Below are 18,213 nucleotides of genomic sequence, written 5' to 3'. Positions count from 1 at the left end.
ACGTGAGAGTTATTTTTCAGCTAAGAACAGATGGCAGTGTGACAAAAGACGGTTTTTATTTAGATGATGTGAAAATAACAGATGAAGCCTTGCCTCAAAAGGCAAAGAAACAACTTGGCGTCATCAAAAAAGAAAAGCCTGCACACGAGCAGAAGAAACCCGTTGATCCGAAAAGGGCAAAGCCTGCTAAAATAAAAGAAAAACATGTCCAGATGAAAAAGGAAAAAAGCTTAGATGCTCCGTCAATCAAAGCTCTTCCGATGAAGGCAGAAATCAGTGTGCTTGAAAGCGGCAAGTCCACGTACACAGATGAAGCGACAGGGAGATATCAGCTTTCTCATGGTGCAGGGGAGTTTACAGTGAAAGCTGAAGCATATGGGTTTGAATCACGCACCCAAAAAGTCAATATTTCCTCAAGTGACACGGCAGAGGCGAATTTCTCTTTGCAGCCACTTGAGAAACGAACGATCTCCGGGACAATTGTAAACGAAACAACGGGTGAAAAAGTCAAGGATGCTACGGTTTATCTTGTAGAGGATGCGAAAATTGAGCCGGTCAAAACAGATGAATCTGGCGAGTTTTCTCTAGAGGCATTGAGCGGTGTGTATACAGTCAAAGTATTTGCGAAAGGGTTTAAAGGATATTCGTTTACAGCGGATGTGACAGAAAAGCCGCTTGAAAAAGCAATTAACCTGGAACCTTTCATTGGTTTTGCTGGCGAAATTGGCTACGATGACGGAACAGCTGAAAATGCACGAGCGTTCTATGATCCTGGCAATGGCTGGGCGGTGAAATTTTCATTAGAAAAGGGGAAGAAACAAGCGCAAGTCACAGGTGGGCTTTTCCGTTTCTGGACAACAGAGTGGCCAGCTCCTGGCGGGAATGAATTTGCGGTTGAAGTGTATGATGCGTCCGGGAAGGACGGCGCTCCCGGTGAGAAAGTCGCTGGACCTTTCAAAGCGAATGCGCTGCGCAATGGTGAATGGACAAAAGTAGATTTAGAGGATCAAGCCATTACGGTGGAGGGAGATTTCTATCTTGTCTATATTCAAACGAAAAAGAATACGGAATCTCCAGGCCTTGCAACAGATGAAGATGGACCAAATGCTGAAAGAAGCTGGCAGCTGACAAGCGGTTCCTTTTCTCCTTCTCCAAAAGAAGAGGGAAATTATATGATTCGTGCGCTTGTCCAATATGAAGCTGATGTACCAGAAATAACATCTCCAAAAGCAGGAACGATCACGAGCAAAGATGAACTGGAGATTGAAGGAAAAGCCTCTCCAGGGCTTGATGTAGCGATCTATCAAAACGATGAAGAGATTGCCAAAGTGAAAGCAGACCAGTCAGGTGTTTTCAAAGAGGAGGTCACAGTGTCAAGCGGAGAGCATGTATTCACGGCTGCCACTGTTACAGATAAAGGTGCAACGAAAAAATCCAAATCAGTAAAGGTGATCATTGATCAAACAGCCCCAGCGTTAACGATAGATACACCGAAAAAAGGGGAAAAGTCTAACAAAGAATCTCTCACTGTAGAAGGAAAGGTAACGGATGCTCATCTTGATCAAGTCACTGTGAATGGAAAAAAGGCAGCAATAAAAGGTGGGAAATATTCTGTAAGAATACTGCTTGAAAACGGGAAAAATACGATCAAAGTAACAGCGAAAGATGCAGCAGGAAACAAAACGACTAAAAAAGTCGATATCGATGTTCAATACGAAGCACCTGAGATTTCGAAGCTGACACCAGCAGAGAATGTCAATCTATCATCAGGTGAGTCTGTTAAAATTTCATTTAGCAGCAGAGAAAAGCTAGACGCAACGTTTGTCATTCATATGCCGCTGACAAACGCTAGATCAAAGCTGCAAAATACAACAGAGCTGCCGCTTCGCGAGGTAGCTAACGGAACATATGAAGGCTACTGGACAGCTACCTCTACCGCCAAAGCAAAAGGTGCAGTCATTGAAGTGATTGTGCGGGATGATTATGGAAATGTCACACGACAAAAGGCTCCAGGCACATTAAATATCAATGAAAAATAAACCTTAAAAAAAGGCACGACTCCTTGGAGCGTGTCTTTTTCGTTTCGAACAATTGTTTGGAGGCTTGTCCGGTAGAACACTCTCTTGCTTTGTGCTCTCATTCCTCGACAAAAACAATAACAATCCACCAAAAGTTCTCTATCATCCCCAACAAGAATTGACAGACTTCCATCTCTTGGCTGTTTTATACTGGTACAAACAAGTGCAAGTACTGCTTTTGATTCTTTGTTTCAGATGAAAGGAGCAGAAGGTGGTCATTTATTTAGATGTGATTTGGCTGTTAAACTTTTGTTTTGATCTATTGCTTCTCTTACTCACTGCATTTATTCTCAAACGACAAGTAAAAAAACGGCGATATATGTTAGGAGCTCTGATTGGATCGAGCATTGTTCTCTTGCTCTTTACACCATTTGCAATGTTTGTGTCACACCCTATAGGCAAACTGCTTTTTTCTGTCTTGATCGTGCTTGCAACTTTTGGATTTCAAAGATTTCGTTCCTTTTTTCAAAACTTGTTTGCTTTTTACTTTGTCACATTTTTGATGGGAGGAGGCATGATCGGGGTTCATTCGTTTTTACAAACCAATACTGTTATTCAAAACGGCCTGCTGATTTCACAAAATGATGGCTTTGGTGATCCCGTTAGCTGGCTTTTCGTTTTAACTAGCTTTCCTGCGATTTGGCTCTTTTCAAAGAAAAGATTAGGAGAGGTCGGTGCGAAAAAAAGACAGTTTGATGAACAAGTACTTGTGGAGATACACATTCACGGAGAGACCATCCGGCTAAAGGGACTCGTCGATTCTGGTAATCAGCTGTATGATCCTATGACGAAAACACCTGTGATGATCGTTCAGGCCGATCAGCTCATGTCCATTTGCGGAGAGCCTTTTATAGAGCTTATGAAGCAGTCTCATCCTGTTGAAGTGATGCAAAAGCTCGATGAGCGATTTCCGCTTCTTGATCGTTTACGACTTGTTCCATATCGAGCGGTCGGGCATGATCACGGGTTTCTTCTATGCTTAAAACCAGATACGGTCTTCATTTATTCAAAAACGCATATGATCCAGCCAGCCAAGTGTTTTGTAGGCATGAGTCTAAGCGGTTTATCAGCAGATCAGGAATTTCAATCCATCATTCATCCAGATATGTTAGACGGAAAAATCATCCAAGGGGTGTCTTAAGTTTTGGTGATGTCTTTTATCTTACGAGGTCAACTTGACATTTAGAAGGGAGAAGAAGATGAAAAAATTAAAATTTAAATTCACTTACTACTGGTATAAACTCCTCATGAAGCTAGGTATAAAGAGTGATGAGATTTATTATATTGGTGGTAGTGAGGCGCTGCCGCCTCCATTATCAAAGGATGAAGAGCAGGAACTGCTTGTCAAATTACCAAAAGGTGATCAAACAGCAAGGGCCATTCTGATCGAAAGAAATTTGCGGTTGGTTGTTTACATCGCAAGAAAATTTGAAAATACAGGGATTAATATTGAGGATTTAATTAGTATTGGAACCATTGGCCTCATTAAGGCAGTCAATACATTTAACCCAGAAAAAAAGATCAAGCTTGCGACATATGCTTCGAGATGTATTGAAAATGAGATTTTGATGTATTTGCGCCGAAATAATAAAATTCGTTCAGAAGTGTCGTTTGATGAACCGCTCAACATTGATTGGGACGGAAATGAACTGCTTTTATCAGACGTACTTGGAACAGATGATGATATTATCACGCGGGATATTGAAGCAAATGTAGATAAAAAACTTTTGAAAAAAGCGTTAGAGCAATTAAATGACCGCGAAAAGCAGATCATGGAGCTCAGGTTCGGATTGGTCGGCGGTGAAGAAAAAACCCAAAAAGATGTCGCTGACATGCTAGGAATTTCTCAGTCGTATATTTCAAGGCTTGAAAAAAGAATTATTAAACGATTACAAAAAGAATTTAACAAAATGGTCTAAAAAAATTTTTTTGAAAGCTCTGTCCCTTTGCTGTCAAAGGAATCAACTTCTTTTCTCATGATTCTCATCATCACTCGTGCATATTTTTCCATCCCAAGGAGATACTGAACTTTGTACAACAGCTCCTGTAGGGAGGGAAAAAAGTGTCCAGAAATAAAGTGGAAATCTGCGGAGTCGACACCTCCAAACTGCCTGTTCTGAAAAACGACGAGATGAGAAAATTGTTCAGACAGCTGCAAGATGAAGGTGACGATACAGCAAGAGAAAAGCTAGTCAATGGCAATTTGCGGTTGGTTTTAAGTGTGATTCAGCGTTTTAACAACAGAGGCGAGTATGTGGATGATCTCTTCCAAGTAGGCTGTATCGGATTAATGAAATCAATTGATAATTTTGATTTAAGCCACAATGTCAGATTTTCAACTTATGCGGTCCCTATGATCATAGGAGAAATCCGTCGATACTTGCGTGATAACAACCCAATTCGGGTGTCTCGTTCACTAAGAGATATTGCCTATAAAGCACTTCAGGTCCGTGAGAGGCTGATCAGTGAGACAAGCAAGGAGCCAACGGCAGAAGACATTGCCAAAGTGCTGGAAGTGCCTCATGAGGAAATTGTCTTTGCCCTAGATGCGATTCAAGATCCTGTTTCTTTGTTCGAACCGATCTATAATGACGGAGGAGATCCGATTTATGTGATGGATCAAATTAGTGATGATCGGAACAAAGACACACAATGGGTAGAAGAATTGGCCTTAAAAGAGGGAATGCGCCGATTGAATGATCGAGAAAAAATGATTCTCCGCAAACGCTTCTTCCAGGGAAAAACGCAAATGGAAGTCGCTGAAGAAATCGGGATTTCTCAAGCACAAGTCTCAAGACTTGAAAAAGCAGCCATCAAACAAATGAATAAAAATATCTTTTAAAGCCGCCGCTTCATGTGCGGCTTTTTTCATTCTTGTGAGAGAGCACGTCTCTAGTATTGACTCTGTTATTTTTTTCATTTAATCTGTTTCTAACAAATGTTATTTTAGATATCATTTGTTAGGGAACACTTAAGCGGAAAGAAGGGTTATTATGACATTCCATGATGAAAGAAGGCTGCTCATAAAGGTTGCGCATATGTATTATGAAGAAGGCGCCACTCAATCTAAAATAGCAGAAGCTGTTGGGGTTAGCCGTTCGCTCATATCGAAATATTTGGCAAAAGCACGTGAAGCAGGAATCGTGGAAATCATTATTCATGATGAAGTGAATCAACAATATGGATCATTAGAAAGAAAAATAGAGCGGAAATATGGGCTGCGAGAAGTCGTCTGTGTGGAAACGCTCAGCCAAGAAACAACAAAAAGCCGAATCGGCGCTGCAGCGGCAGGCTTTTTGTTAAAAGTGATAAAGGATGGACAAGTTATCGGTTTTTCTTCAGGAACCACTTTGCATGAAATGGCGAAAGCGCTTACGTCAGTTCAGCACTTTCCATCCGTGACATTTGTTCCGCTTGTCGGGGGTGTGGGAAACGAAGATGTTGATATCCACGCCAACTATATTATTGCAAGGTGCACAGAAGCACTCAAATCTAAATGTGAGTTTTTACATGTGCCTGTTATGCTTGATACGAAAGAAGCGAAGGACGTACTAATCCGGCAGCCATCAATCAAAAAAGTGATTAAACTAGGAGAATCATCAAATATTGCGGTTGTCGGAATTGGCGGGGTTCCGCAGCATTCAACGATGGTGAAATCTTATATGACAAGCGGTGAGGAGGATATTCTTCAAGCGAAGGATGTAGTGGGTGACATTTGCTATAACTTTATTGATCATCAAGGGGAAGTGTATCCCCACCCGTGGAACGACCGGGTAATGGGCATAAGCCCGCAAAAGCTGAAGGAAATCCCGCTAGTCATTGGTGTCGCTGGAGGAGAAGAGAAAATTGAAGCGATCAGGGCAGCATTAGAAGGTGGATTAATTCATGTATTAATTACGGATGAACGAACAGGAGATGCCTTGTTAAAGTAACTACCTAATCATATTAGGTAGTTTTTTTGAGTCTTTAGACTCAAAAAGATTGAAAATTTTATCGATTTTAGCTTGACACAAAGTTGACACATCGTATAAACTAAGTTCATAACAAATGATAAATAAAATAACAAATGTTACAAGAAACAGATTTTTGTTAATTTTTATAACATTTGTTAAAAGTTTCAGATTATTTTTCTAGCAATCTACCCGAGAAGCAAGAAAACCTGAAAGGATGATTTTTATGTCAATCTATCAACAATTGTTAGCTCGAGAACGCAGTGGAGATCCAATCAAAGTAGGAATTATTGGGGCAGGCCAAATGGGCTTTGGACTCATTTCACAAATTTCTAAAATTCCAGGCATGATTGTAGCAGGTGTTTGTGATATTCACCTTAGTGCAGCAGAGAAGGCAGCGAATTTTTACAAGCAGCATGCGAAGCCGCATCAAATGGTCGTCACAAATGATTATAGAGAAGTGATTCAATCAGATTTTGTGGAAGTTGTCGTAGATGCAACAGGAGTGCCAGAGGTCGGAGCAAACATTTCTTTGGAAGCGCTTAATTCAAAAAAACATCTCGTTCTTTTAAATGTAGAAGTTGATATTACCATCGGTTTGGTGATGCATAAATTATTCACAAATGCAGGACTTGTTTACTCAGGATCAGCTGGAGACGAACCGGCAGCAACACTAGAATTATATGAATTTGCAAAAACAATGGGACTTGAGGTGCTCGTTGCTGGGAAAGGCAAGAACAACCCATTCTTCCCAGAAGCAAATCCAGATACGTGTAAAGCAGAAGCAGATAGTAAACATATGAGTGCACATATGCTCGCTGCCTTCCAAGACGGAACAAAAACAATGGCAGAAATGAACTTATTAAGTAACGCGACAGGGCTTTTGCCAGATAAAGTCGGTATGCACGGGGTCGAAGCAAATTTAGAGAATGTAGCAGATAAATTGAATCAAAAACAACAAGGCGGCGTGCTTGATAACTTCGGAGTCGTTGAATATGTAAACGGACTTGCGCCAGGCGTATTCGTTATCGTCAAGAGTGATCTTGAGCCAGTAGATGAAGAGCTTCGTTACTTAAAAGTTGGAAAAGGTCCTCACTACACGCTTTACCGTCCTTTCCACTTAGCGAGTCTTGAAACACCTGTTACCATCGCAAAAGCAGTCTTACAGCATGACTCATCGATCCACCCGATTGGTGTACCAGTGTCAGAAACAGTCGCTGTTGCGAAAAGAGATATTCAAGCAGGGGAATCACTTGACGGAATTGGCGGATACTCCGTAAGAGGTGTACTTGAAACGCATCAAGACATGAAAACGAACGGTCACATTCCGATTGGCTTAATCAGCGGAAAAGTCGTAGCGAAAAAAGACATCAAATTAGGACAGTTCCTCACTCATGATGATGTAGAGCTTGATTCAAACACAACCGTTTGGAAGCTGCGTTCATTACAAGATCACTTATTTCAATCTTAAGGACGTGAAGCTATGGAAAAATTAGCAATCGTACTTTGTATCATTCTCATCGTGCAGTATGGATTATCTTTTATTCAAATCAAGTATTACCGCAAAAGCATGGACTCACTAATTGATGACTACAGAGGGAAACAGGGTTATCACTTATTTTCAGGAATGGAACGGCGCAAAGTTGGCCCTGGGGCCATTGCGCTCATCATTGTGGATGAATCGTATATCATTCAGAAATGTCATGTGCTTGGCGGCGTGTCGATCTTATCTAAATTTAAAGAAGTTCCTTCATATGAAGGCAAGCATGTAGGGGCTGTGCTGGACGAGCACCACATGATGAAGAAAACGTTGAAAAAACGTAAAAAGGCGCCAGCTGTCATGCAAGCACTTTCCATGGCGGCTGAGCAGGCACTTGTCTCGATTTCGAAAAAAAATATAACAAATGTGAACTAAAGAAAGGGGAGATGAAACATGGAATGGATTCAATGGTTTGGAGAGCACTTTATCGGAATGTTTGAAGCCGGCGGAAAGCAATTCATGGGTCTTGTTACAGGTATCGTTCCAACACTTGTTGTGTTACTTACTTTCACTTATGCTGTCATGAAATTTATTGGAGAAGAGCGAGTGAATAGAGCCATTCAGTTTGCAGCGAAGTATACCATTTTGCGCTACACGTTAATGCCGATCTTATCCGTCCTTATTTTGACAAACCCAATGGCTTATACGTTTGGCCGCTTCTTACCTGAAAAACAAAAACCAGCATTCTATGATTCAGCTGTTTCATTTGTTCATCCGGTGACATCACTGTTCCCGTATGCCAACGCAGGAGAACTATTTGTCTACTTAGGAATTGCGAACGGGATTAAAGAAGCTGGATATTCAATGTCAGAGCTTGCTGTTCGTTACTTCTTAGTCGGGATCGTCGTCATTTTACTACGCGGAATCATTACTGAATGGATTACAAAATATTTAGCAGGAAAAATGAAAGCGAATTCACAATAGGGGAGGGTTAGACATGACAAACCACAAAGTATTTGTTGCAAAAGGTGCTGGCGGATGGGGAGAAGGCTTAGAGCTTGAACCAACTGGTAAAAGAAGAAAGGTTGTTTCCATTACAGGTGGAGGCATTCACCCGGTTGCACGTAAAATTGCAGAAATGACAGGGACAGAAGCATGTGACGGCTTTAAAAACTCCATACCAGAAGATGAAATGATGTGTGTTGTCATTGACTGCGGAGGAACAGCGCGAATCGGACTTTATCCAATGAAACGCATTCCTACTGTAGACGTTTTGGCATCCTCTCCTTCTGGACCGCTTGCTAAACATATTACAGAAGATATCTTCGTATCAGGCGTAACAGAAAAAGATATTTCCTATGCAGAAGCATCTGATGGTGAGGAAAAAGCAGAAGGTCAGGAAAACAGTGAGTCGATTGACAAAGAGAATTTCAAAGAGACGTATGCAAAGCTGAAAGAGGAAAATATCGAGCGGCAGGAAAAAGGCAATTTCCTGATGAGATTCTCGCGTGGAATTGGGAAAGTCACCGGTACGTTCTATCAGGCTGGCCGTGATTCTGTTGATATGCTTTTGAAAAACATTATTCCATTCATGGCATTTGTCAGTATGTTAATTGGAATTATCAATTATACAAAAATTGGTGACCTGATTGCCCATTTTCTATCACCTTTGGCAGGATCTCTTTGGGGGCTCTTACTGCTCGTAGTGGTCTGTACATTGCCGTTCCTATCACCTGTCTTAGGACCTGGAGCAGTCATTGCCCAAGTCATCGGTGTTCTGATTGGTAGTCAAATCGCACTAGGAAACATTCCGCCTCAATTTGCACTTCCTGCACTATTTGCCATCAACGGTCAAGTAGGGTGTGATTTTATTCCAGTGGGGCTGTCACTTGGTGAAGCGAAGCCGGAAACGGTACAATATGGGGTACCAGCTGTTTTGTATAGTCGTCTAATTACAGGGGTTCTATCTGTTGTGATCGCATACGTTGCTAGCTTCGGTATGTATTAAACGTATTTAAGGAGGAATCGAGATACATGGTAACACAATCTGTCGTAAAGGAAATTGGGATCTTAGTCCCGCAATTTAAAGAAGATAAGCTGATTGTATTATTTGGACCCGCAGCGCCGCAGGAATTAAGAGATATGTCTGTCATTCATGAGTTCGAACACTTAGAAGAAGAGCCGCTGAAGCTGGGCGGAACCATTCAAGTAGGCGATCAAACGTACACGATCACAGCCCTCGGCAATAAAGCAAATGACAACTTTAAAGAACTCGGCCATATTTCGATCTACTTCCAAGAGCCGTTTGATGATGTATTACCAGGAGCTGTATTTGCATCCCCTCACACGTTTCCTGATATAAAAGAAGGCGTACGAATTGAAATTTCGTAACCGTGTAAAAAAAGCTGTTCCTAATAAGGAGCAGCTTTTTTATATGAGGTTTACCAGAAAGAGCATTTACGATATGCTGTAAACATTCATTATTTGTATATTCAGAATTTTTACTCAGGAGGAAGTTATCGTGTCACTTGAATTGAAGAATGTTTCATTAAAACGAAATGGGAAATGGCTCCTGCAGTCTATTGACTGGCAGGTGAACAAGCAGGAACACTGGGTACTTTACGGTTTAAATGGTGCGGGGAAAACCGCATTATTAAATATGCTCTGCTCTTATTATTTCCCCACGTCAGGCGAAATGACAGTGCTGGGACATGTCTTTGGCAAGGAGGCTCTTGGTGAAAAGCTCAGGAGGAAAATTGGTCTCATCTCAGCAGGACTTGAAAAGAAATTGCACAGAGACGACAATGCTTTTGAAATTGTGCTGAGCGGCGCATTTGCTTCTATCGGGCTTTATGAAACCCCGACAGATGAAATGAGAGAGAAAGCCATTGATCTATTAAAAGCATTCGGTTCATTCAAATATGCCAACAGAACTTATGAAACACTCTCACAGGGAGAGAAGCAAAAAGTCTTGATTGCGAGGGCTTTAATGAATGATCCGCAGCTCTTGATTTTAGATGAACCTGTGACGGGTCTTGATTTTCTAGCAAGAGAGCAAGTGCTGGAGTCCATCTCATTTATTGCAGCAAAGCCTGATGCGCCTACTTTGCTCTATACGACCCATCATGCAGAGGAGATTCTGCCTGTTTTTCAGCATACCTTATTATTAAAAAATGGATCTGTTTTTGATCAAGGAGAAACAAAAGAGATGATGACAAGCGGCCTGCTTTCTTCTTTTTTTGAATGTCCGGTAGATGTCATGTGGAGAAATGGCCGTCCGCATTTAAGTAAATTGTAGATAAAAGAAACTATTGGTCTGCGTCCCTGCTTTTCCATCATACATATTATAGTAGAAAACGAAAGGCGGGGAAGGACAGATGATCAGCATTTCTGAATTCCAAATCAAGGATGTCGTCGATGTATCCAGCGGGAAAAAACTAGGTACCATTGGGGACATTGATATTAATGTCACAAGCGGCAAAATCCAAGCGATTATTATTGGCGGCACAGGTAAAATGATGGGATTTTTCGGAAAAGAAGAGGAAATGATTGTCCCATGGCGAAATATAGTAAAAATTGGCGAAGATGTGATACTCGTCCGCTTGTCTTCTTAATTCGTATAACTCCTCAATGAATCATTCAATTTTTCCTTAAAATAAACTCTTCATTCTTAGCAAACAATGTCTTTTTCGGGTAAAAAGATTACGTTTTCATATCAATTTGAAAAAAAACCTGCAGAAAGTGCACATTTGAGTGTAATATTTAATGAATCCCACTAACTGTCTATGTATGTCTTGTGGTAAAATAGGAGCGAAATAAAGAGAGATGAATGAAAGGTGGGAGGCAGCTTTGACACACAAATATGACCCCTTTCAGCAGAAATCACCATATGCAATGACCATTCATGATTGGACGAACATGACATGTTCTGGTAAAGAGGTATTGGCCGGATTTACAACAAAAAATGGCGGCTTCAGCCTACCTCCATATCAATCATTGAACACTGGACTCCATGTAGGAGACGATGCTTCTAGTGTTCAAATGAATCGTCAAGTCATAGCAGATGCTGCTGCTGTGCCGCTCTCTGATTGGGTGTTTGCAGACCAAACACACGAGGATCGCATCCTGAAAGTCACCAAGGAGCAAAGAGGAAGAGGAAGTCTTCATTATGATGAGGCACTGCCTGGTACAGACGGTTTATATACGTCTGAGACGAACATGATGCTCGCTCTTTGTTTCGCTGATTGTGTTCCGCTTTATTTTCTAGCTCCGCAAAACGGATTAATTGGAACGGCTCATGCCGGCTGGAAAGGAACCGTCAAGCAAATTGGTGCAAAGATGGTTGATGTATGGGTCAGCCAAGAAGGTGCCAAGGCCGATCAGATTCAAGTCGTCATTGGACCATCCATTGGCAGTTGTTGCTACATAGTCGATGACGTCGTCATGGATCAAGTGAAACAGCTTCCTTTTTCAACAGAGGATGTGTATTCCGAGATTTCACAAGGACAATATAAAATTGATTTGAAAACACTAAACAAAAACGTATTGCTTCATGCAGGAATAAAAGAAGAAAACATACATGTCAGTTCGATGTGCACAAGCTGCAATGATCAGCTTTTCTTCTCACACCGGCGTGATCAAGGGAAAACAGGACGTATGATGTCTTTTGTCGGGTTTAAGGAGGCATAAGTGCAATTGAATGTACGAGAGAATCTCAGACAAATAAATGAACAAATAAACGAAGCATGTAAAAGAGCCGGTAGACAACCAGCAGATGTATCAGTCGTCGCTGTGACAAAATATGTTTCGATTGAACGAGCACTAGAAGCCAAGGAAGCAGGGATTGTGCACTTTGGTGAAAATCGAGACCAAGGGTTACTTGAAAAGCAGGCGGCCATAACCGATGAAAACATTAACTGGCACTTTATCGGCAGTTTACAAACACGAAAAGTGAAATCAGTCATTCAGACAATTGACTACTTACATTCGCTCGACAGGATGTCTCTTGCGAATGAAATTGAAAAAAGAGCGGATCACACAGTTCGCTGTTTTGTACAAGTGAACACATCACTTGAGGAGTCAAAACACGGCTTGAAAAGTGAAGACGTCATTCCATTTGTGAAACAGCTCGCTGATTTCAAACAGATTGAAATTGCAGGACTGATGACGATGGCTCCATTTACAGAGGATCACACTGTGATTCGCAACTGTTTTAAAGCATTAAAAAACCTTCAAGAAGAAGTAAAACATCTTAACCAAGTAAATGCACCTTGTCAGCATTTATCGATGGGCATGTCAAATGATTTTGAAATCGCAATTGAAGAAGGTGCGACATTCGTTCGGATTGGCTCTTCACTTGTTGGAAATGAAACAGGAGGTGCGTGACATGAGCATAAAAAATAAGTTTAAAAGCTTTTTCACTCTCGACGATGAAGAGTATGAGTACGAATATATTGATGAAGAAAGAGAACCCGTTCAAGAAGAAAAAGGAACGAAGGACAAAGCAGCATTTCAAGAGCGCCCGCAGACAGGAAAACAAAATGTTGTCAGCTTGCAAAGCGTGCAGAAATCCTCTAAAGTGGTGTTAAGTGAGCCGCGTGTTTATGCAGAAGCGCAGGAGATTGCAGACCATATTAAAAACAGACGTGCAGTCGTCGTGAATTTGCAGCGCATTCAGCATGATCAAGCAAAGCGAATCATTGACTTCTTAAGCGGAACCGTTTATGCAATCGGTGGAGACATCCAGCGTATTGGCTCGAATATATTCCTCTGCACACCTGATAATGTAGATGTATCTGGCACAATATCAGAGCTATTGACAGAGGAAGAACCTCAGAGGTGGTAAATCATAGTGATTCTATATTACATTTTCCAGCTTTTACAGACTGTATTAACGATTTACTCATTCGCGATTATTATTTACATCTTTATGTCATGGGTGCCATCTGCAAGAGAAACTGTAGTTGGCCGTTTCCTGACAAATATATGCGAACCGTATTTAGAACCATTTCGTAAAATTATTCCGCCAATCGGTATGATTGACATCTCGCCGATTGTGGCATTGCTTGTGATTCGTTTTGCATCTTCATATGGACTAACTGGTCTTTACAATATGATTTTGCGCTTCATGTAAACAGGCTGCCGGGCTTGGCACTGCCAGGCTCTTTTACATAAGAGGGGAACAAAATGAGCGATATCTATCAGCATTTTAGAAAAGACGAACAGCCATTTGTCGACCAAGTGTTAGGCTGGAAAAAAATCGCACTCGACCAATATCGAATGAAATTAACAGACTTCCTTGATCCGCGTGAGCAATTTATTACCGAGTCCGTCATCCAGCATGCTGAAGAACTTGGGATCATGTTTTTTGGCGGGTATGAGGGAGCGGAGCGCAAAAGAGCTCTCATTTATCCTGATTATTTAGAACCTTCTATTGAAGATGTTGAGCTGTCATATTTTCAGGTGAACTATGCGAAAAAGTTTATTTCCTTAGAACACCCGAAGCTTCTCGGCTCATTGATTGGGACAGGCTTGAAGCGTCAAAAATTCGGAGATCTATTATTTTCAGAGGAAGATGTGCAGTTTATTTGTACAAGTGATGTCGCTGATTTTGTGCGGGCGCAGCTGACACATGTCGGCAGAGCATCCGTTTCATTAGAGGAAATCACGCAGGCAGATATAAAGCCAGTGATGACGAAGACTGATATCAAAGAAGATACCATTTCTTCACTTCGGCTTGATGCTGTATGTGCTGCTGTCAGCCGTCAGTCTCGGCAAAAAGCACAGCTTTTAGTCAAAAATGGGCTTGTCAAAGTCAATTGGAAAGTCACTGAGGACCCTTCCTTTACAATCGGTGAAGGCGATCAGCTCTCTGTTCGGGGATTTGGCCGCTTTAGCCTCAAAACGATTGATGGGAAGACCAAAAAAGATAAATTCAAAGTAACATTTGAGCTTATGACATAACGAACTTGAATCTGGAGGTGGCGAGGTTGCCATTAACACCTAATGATATTCATAATAAAACGTTCACAAAAAGCTTTCGCGGCTATGACGAAGACGAAGTAAACGAGTTTTTAAGCCAAGTACGTAAAGACTACGAGATCGTACTCCGTAAAAAGAACGAGCTTGAAGACAAAGTAAACGAGCTTGACGAAAGACTAGGTCATTTTGCCACAATTGAAGAGACATTAAACAAATCGATTCTTGTGGCGCAGGAAGCAGCAGAAGACGTTAAGCGTCATTCTGATAAAGAAGCAAAATTGATTATTCGTGAAGCAGAGAAAAATGCAGACCGTATTATCAACGAAGCGCTGTCAAAATCAAGAAAGATTGCAATGGAAATCGAAGAGCTGAAGAAACAGTCGAAGGTCTTTAGAACTCGTTTCCAAATGCTCATCGAAGCGCAGCTTGATCTTCTGAAAAATGATGATTGGGATCATTTACTGGAATATGAAGTGGACGCTGTCTTTGACGAAAAAGAATAAGCGCATCATCTTGACATGACGTGCTCATGTTGCATATAATACCATCATAAATTAACAAGAGATAAACGTTTGAAAGGGACACTCGCAGCTGTCACATGCGTAATTAAGCGAATCAGGGATGGTGGAAGCCTGACATTACGAGACGCTGCAATGAGATCACCCCTTTAGTTCCTTTTCTGAAAAAAACAGTAAGAAAAGGCGTCTGATCACGTTACGATTTTAGAGTGGATAAGCGGCTGCTTAAATAGCGCTTGTCTAAAAGGGTGGTACCGCGAGACAAGCCTTCTCGTCCCTTATGGGATGAGAGGGCTTTTTTTATTGTTTTTTAATCAGAATTTGCATGTGGAGGAATGGGTATGAACTACAAAGACACCTTATTAATGCCGAAAACAGAATTCCCGATGAGAGGGAACTTGCCGAACAAAGAGCCTGAAATCCAAGAGGAGTGGGCAGAGAAAGACATCTATCAAATGGTTTTAGAGCGGACAAAAGGACGCCCGACGTTTATTTTGCATGATGGACCTCCATATGCGAATGGTGACATTCATATGGGGCATGCACTCAATAAAATCCTAAAAGATTTTATCGTCCGTTTTAAATCAATGAACGGGTACCATGCTCCGTACGTACCGGGCTGGGATACACACGGGCTGCCAATTGAAACAGCTCTTACTAAAAATAAAAAAGTAAAACGCAAAGAAATGTCTACAGCAGAATTCCGCAAACTATGCGAGGAGTATGCTTGGAAGCAAATTGAAGGTCAGCGCAGCCAGTTTAAACGCTTAGGCGTCAGAGCAGACTGGGACAATCCATATGTCACATTAAAGCCTGAATACGAAGCGCAGCAAATTCTTGTCTTTGGTGAAATGGCGAAGAGAGGCTATATCTATAAAGGATTAAAGCCAGTTAACTGGTCTCCTTCAAGTGAATCAGCTCTTGCTGAAGCCGAAATTGAATATAAAGACAAACGTTCACCATCGATTTACGTTTCGTTTAAAGTAAAAGATGGCAAAGGCGTTCTTGAAAACGGCGAACAATTCATTATCTGGACAACAACACCTTGGACGCTTCCTGCAAACCTTGGCATTTGTGTTCATCCGAACTTAGAGTACAGTGTTCTTCAAGTCGGTGCTGAGCGTTATGTCGTTGCATCTGAACTGGTTGAACAAGTGGCAAAAACACTCGGCTTTGAAGAGTATGAAGTCGTGAAAACGCTAAAAGGAAAAGAATTAGACAACATCGTTGCAGAGCATCCAATCTATGGTAGAGATTCTCTTGTGATGCTTGGCGATCACGTGACAACTGATGCAGGAACAGGCTGTGTTCACACTGCACCAGGCCACGGGGAAGATGACTTTATTGTCGGTATGAAATACGGTCTTGATGTGCTCTGTCCAGTAGATGAAAAAGGTGTGATGACAGATGAGGCACCTGGTTTTGAAGGACTATTCTATGAGGATGCCAATAAAGCCATCACAGAACAGCTTGAAGCAAAAGGCGCGCTGAAAAAGCTCGACTTTATCACGCACTCCTACCCGCATGACTGGAGAACGAAAAAACCAACGATTTATCGTGCGACAGCTCAGTGGTTTGCATCCATTAAAGATTTTAGAGAAGCGTTATTAGACAATATTAAAGAAACGAAATGGGTTCCAGCATGGGGTGAAACACGCCTGTTCAATATGGTGCGTGACAGAGGTGACTGGTGCATTTCAAGACAGCGTGTATGGGGCGTTCCAATTCCGGTGTTTTATGCGGAAAATGGTGAGCCGATCATCACGGACGAAACAATCCAGCATGTATCTCAATTGTTTAGAGAGCATGGCTCGAATATTTGGTTTGAAAAAGAAGCGAAAGAGCTATTGCCAGAAGGCTTTACACATCCAGGCAGCCCGAATGGTGAATTCACTAAAGAGCAGGACATCATGGATGTATGGTTTGATTCCGGTTCTTCTCACCAAGCCGTTTTAGAAGAAAGAGATGACCTAGTCCGTCCGGCAGATTTATACCTTGAAGGCTCTGACCAATATCGCGGCTGGTTTAACTCCTCTTTATCAACAGCAGTTGCTGTCACTGGAAAAGCGCCGTATAAAGGTGTCCTAAGCCACGGCTTTACGCTTGATAAAGAAGGACGTAAGATGAGTAAATCATTAGGCAACACGATTGACCCAACGAAGGTTGCGAAGCAGCTCGGTGCAGAAATTCTTAGACTTTGGGTATCTTCTGTCAACTATCAAGCCGACCATCCAGTGTCTGATGATATTTTGAAACAAGTAGCAGAAGTCTATCGTAAGATCCGTAACACCTTCCGCTTCCTGCATGGAAACCTATTTGACTTTGATCCAGCAGTAAATGCTGTGCCAGTAGAAGAGCTTCGCGAAGTGGATCAATACATCTTGATCAAATTAAACAAATTGATTGATAAAGTGAAAAAAGCTTATGATGATTACGAATTTGCGGTCGTCTATCATGCGATTCACAATTTCTGTACAATTGAGCTCAGCTCTTTCTATCTCGATTTTGCAAAGGATGTCGTCTACATTGAGCATGCGGATCATCCAGACCGCCGCAGCATGCAGACTGTCTTCTACGAAACATTAATGGCATTAGTGAAGCTGACTGCACCAATTCTTCCGCATACAGCAGATGAATTATGGAGCCACTTAAGCTTTGTTGAAGAGCCAAGTGTTCAGTTAACAGATATGCCAGAAGGTGTGGCAGTTCCTCAAGCTGAAGTGACAGAAGCGAAGTTTGACCGCTTTATGGAGGTACGTGACGATGTGCTAAAAGCGCTGGAGATTGCGCGTAACGAGAAAGTCATCGGACGTTCACTTGAAGCAAGTGTGACGCTTTATGCGACAGACGAAGTGAAAACCCTTCTTGCATCCATTAAAGAAGATGTGAAGCAGCTCTTTATCATCTCTGAATTAACGGTAGAGGATAAGCAGCATGCAGATACATCGGCGCCTGAATATACATCAGGAAGAATTGTGGTTCAAAAAGCAGAAGGAGAATTGTGCGAACGTTCCCGTATTATTTCAAAAGATGTTGGTGCAAATCCGAAATACCCAACATTGTCGCTGAAAAATGCTGAAATCGTGGAGAAATATTACCAAAATTAACAGTGCGATAATCACAAGCTAGCGCCCCGTCATATGCGGGGCGTTTTCTTTTTTGAGAAAATGACAGCGTTTAGAACGAAAGGAAAAATCTTATGGCTT

Annotated in this window: 19 protein-coding genes; all 19 read left to right on the top strand. The window is 41.7% G+C overall.

Features of this window, described 5'->3' with window-relative positions:
* Positions 1-2: 2 nt before the first annotated feature.
* On the top strand, positions 3-2,039 hold the full coding sequence (locus V6Z54_RS18910; protein ID WP_338527575.1) for a carboxypeptidase regulatory-like domain-containing protein: 2,037 nt from the start codon (positions 3-5) through the stop codon (positions 2,037-2,039).
* Positions 2,040-2,289: 250 nt separating this feature from the next.
* Complete coding sequence (spoIIGA, locus tag V6Z54_RS18905; protein WP_338527574.1) at positions 2,290-3,219, top strand: sigma-E processing peptidase SpoIIGA; 930 nt, start codon at positions 2,290-2,292, stop codon at positions 3,217-3,219.
* Between the two features lie 58 nt (positions 3,220-3,277).
* A complete protein-coding gene (gene sigE / locus V6Z54_RS18900) occupies positions 3,278-3,997 on the top strand; it encodes an RNA polymerase sporulation sigma factor SigE (RefSeq protein WP_041084928.1) in 720 nt (239 codons plus the stop codon).
* Positions 3,998-4,140: 143 nt separating this feature from the next.
* The gene (gene sigG / locus V6Z54_RS18895; protein ID WP_041084927.1) at positions 4,141-4,920 is read left to right on the top strand and encodes an RNA polymerase sporulation sigma factor SigG; all 780 of its coding nucleotides are present in this window, start codon (positions 4,141-4,143) and stop codon (positions 4,918-4,920) included.
* A gap of 151 nt (positions 4,921-5,071) precedes the next feature.
* On the top strand, positions 5,072-6,010 hold the full coding sequence (locus tag V6Z54_RS18890) for a sugar-binding transcriptional regulator (RefSeq protein ID WP_041084926.1): 939 nt from the start codon (positions 5,072-5,074) through the stop codon (positions 6,008-6,010).
* A 244-nt stretch (positions 6,011-6,254) separates the two neighbouring features.
* Positions 6,255-7,499 (top strand): SAF domain-containing protein, encoded by a 1,245-nt coding sequence (locus V6Z54_RS18885; RefSeq protein ID WP_041084925.1) that lies wholly within the window; start codon positions 6,255-6,257, stop codon positions 7,497-7,499.
* Positions 7,500-7,511: 12 nt separating this feature from the next.
* On the top strand, positions 7,512-7,943 hold the full coding sequence (locus V6Z54_RS18880; protein ID WP_041084924.1) for a transcriptional regulator GutM: 432 nt from the start codon (positions 7,512-7,514) through the stop codon (positions 7,941-7,943).
* Between the two features lie 18 nt (positions 7,944-7,961).
* Positions 7,962-8,492: a PTS glucitol/sorbitol transporter subunit IIC gene (locus V6Z54_RS18875; RefSeq protein ID WP_003210918.1), complete on the top strand. Its 531-nt coding sequence runs from the start codon at positions 7,962-7,964 to the stop codon at positions 8,490-8,492.
* Positions 8,493-8,505: 13 nt separating this feature from the next.
* Positions 8,506-9,516 carry a PTS glucitol/sorbitol transporter subunit IIB gene (locus V6Z54_RS18870; RefSeq protein ID WP_254805786.1) on the top strand — a complete coding sequence of 337 codons (1,011 nt, stop codon included), beginning with the start codon at positions 8,506-8,508 and terminating at the stop codon, positions 9,514-9,516.
* Between the two features lie 26 nt (positions 9,517-9,542).
* A complete protein-coding gene (locus V6Z54_RS18865; RefSeq protein WP_007499733.1) occupies positions 9,543-9,899 on the top strand; it encodes a PTS glucitol/sorbitol transporter subunit IIA in 357 nt (118 codons plus the stop codon).
* A 130-nt stretch (positions 9,900-10,029) separates the two neighbouring features.
* Positions 10,030-10,806, top strand: a complete 777-nt coding sequence (locus tag V6Z54_RS18860; RefSeq protein WP_338527573.1) for an ABC transporter ATP-binding protein — start codon at positions 10,030-10,032, stop codon at positions 10,804-10,806.
* Between the two features lie 79 nt (positions 10,807-10,885).
* The gene (locus tag V6Z54_RS18855) at positions 10,886-11,122 is read left to right on the top strand and encodes a YlmC/YmxH family sporulation protein (RefSeq protein ID WP_008344958.1); all 237 of its coding nucleotides are present in this window, start codon (positions 10,886-10,888) and stop codon (positions 11,120-11,122) included.
* A 235-nt stretch (positions 11,123-11,357) separates the two neighbouring features.
* The gene (gene pgeF, locus V6Z54_RS18850; protein ID WP_224928188.1) at positions 11,358-12,197 is read left to right on the top strand and encodes a peptidoglycan editing factor PgeF; all 840 of its coding nucleotides are present in this window, start codon (positions 11,358-11,360) and stop codon (positions 12,195-12,197) included.
* A gap of 6 nt (positions 12,198-12,203) precedes the next feature.
* Positions 12,204-12,893 (top strand): YggS family pyridoxal phosphate-dependent enzyme, encoded by a 690-nt coding sequence (locus V6Z54_RS18845; protein ID WP_039183105.1) that lies wholly within the window; start codon positions 12,204-12,206, stop codon positions 12,891-12,893.
* 1 nt (position 12,894) lies between these two features.
* Positions 12,895-13,353 (top strand): cell division protein SepF, encoded by a 459-nt coding sequence (gene sepF / locus V6Z54_RS18840; RefSeq protein ID WP_003212271.1) that lies wholly within the window; start codon positions 12,895-12,897, stop codon positions 13,351-13,353.
* Positions 13,354-13,359: 6 nt separating this feature from the next.
* Positions 13,360-13,641, top strand: a complete 282-nt coding sequence (locus tag V6Z54_RS18835; RefSeq protein WP_073979465.1) for a YggT family protein — start codon at positions 13,360-13,362, stop codon at positions 13,639-13,641.
* Between the two features lie 53 nt (positions 13,642-13,694).
* Positions 13,695-14,471: an RNA-binding protein gene (locus tag V6Z54_RS18830; RefSeq protein WP_041084920.1), complete on the top strand. Its 777-nt coding sequence runs from the start codon at positions 13,695-13,697 to the stop codon at positions 14,469-14,471.
* 26 nt (positions 14,472-14,497) lie between these two features.
* Positions 14,498-14,992: a DivIVA domain-containing protein gene (locus V6Z54_RS18825; RefSeq protein WP_008344947.1), complete on the top strand. Its 495-nt coding sequence runs from the start codon at positions 14,498-14,500 to the stop codon at positions 14,990-14,992.
* A 356-nt stretch (positions 14,993-15,348) separates the two neighbouring features.
* A complete protein-coding gene (gene ileS / locus V6Z54_RS18820; RefSeq protein ID WP_041084918.1) occupies positions 15,349-18,114 on the top strand; it encodes an isoleucine--tRNA ligase in 2,766 nt (921 codons plus the stop codon).
* The last annotated feature ends 99 nt before the right edge of the window (positions 18,115-18,213 follow it).

Origin of the sequence: Bacillus sp. MAG717A (assembly GCF_036884855.1) — a bacterium.
In the GTDB taxonomy this organism is placed as follows: Bacteria; Bacillota; Bacilli; order Bacillales; family Bacillaceae; genus Bacillus; species Bacillus safensis.
The sequence above is the reverse complement of the archived record's forward strand: the minus strand, read 5'-3'. Positions and strand labels throughout refer to the sequence as shown.

What these genes read in the sequence shown, in the direction of transcription:
- V6Z54_RS18855 (WP_008344958.1), top strand. Translation starts at nt 10,886, where the DNA reads ATGATCAGCATTTCTGAATTCCAAATCAAGGATGTCGTCGATGTATCC.
- V6Z54_RS18875 (WP_003210918.1), top strand. Translation starts at nt 7,962, where the DNA reads ATGGAATGGATTCAATGGTTTGGAGAGCACTTTATCGGAATGTTTGAA.
- ileS (WP_041084918.1), top strand. Translation starts at nt 15,349, where the DNA reads ATGAACTACAAAGACACCTTATTAATGCCGAAAACAGAATTCCCGATG.
- sigE (WP_041084928.1), top strand. Translation starts at nt 3,278, where the DNA reads ATGAAAAAATTAAAATTTAAATTCACTTACTACTGGTATAAACTCCTC.
- V6Z54_RS18885 (WP_041084925.1), top strand. Translation starts at nt 6,255, where the DNA reads ATGTCAATCTATCAACAATTGTTAGCTCGAGAACGCAGTGGAGATCCA.
- V6Z54_RS18870 (WP_254805786.1), top strand. Translation starts at nt 8,506, where the DNA reads ATGACAAACCACAAAGTATTTGTTGCAAAAGGTGCTGGCGGATGGGGA.
- V6Z54_RS18880 (WP_041084924.1), top strand. Translation starts at nt 7,512, where the DNA reads ATGGAAAAATTAGCAATCGTACTTTGTATCATTCTCATCGTGCAGTAT.
- sepF (WP_003212271.1), top strand. Translation starts at nt 12,895, where the DNA reads ATGAGCATAAAAAATAAGTTTAAAAGCTTTTTCACTCTCGACGATGAA.
- V6Z54_RS18890 (WP_041084926.1), top strand. Translation starts at nt 5,072, where the DNA reads ATGACATTCCATGATGAAAGAAGGCTGCTCATAAAGGTTGCGCATATG.
- V6Z54_RS18865 (WP_007499733.1), top strand. Translation starts at nt 9,543, where the DNA reads ATGGTAACACAATCTGTCGTAAAGGAAATTGGGATCTTAGTCCCGCAA.
- V6Z54_RS18830 (WP_041084920.1), top strand. Translation starts at nt 13,695, where the DNA reads ATGAGCGATATCTATCAGCATTTTAGAAAAGACGAACAGCCATTTGTC.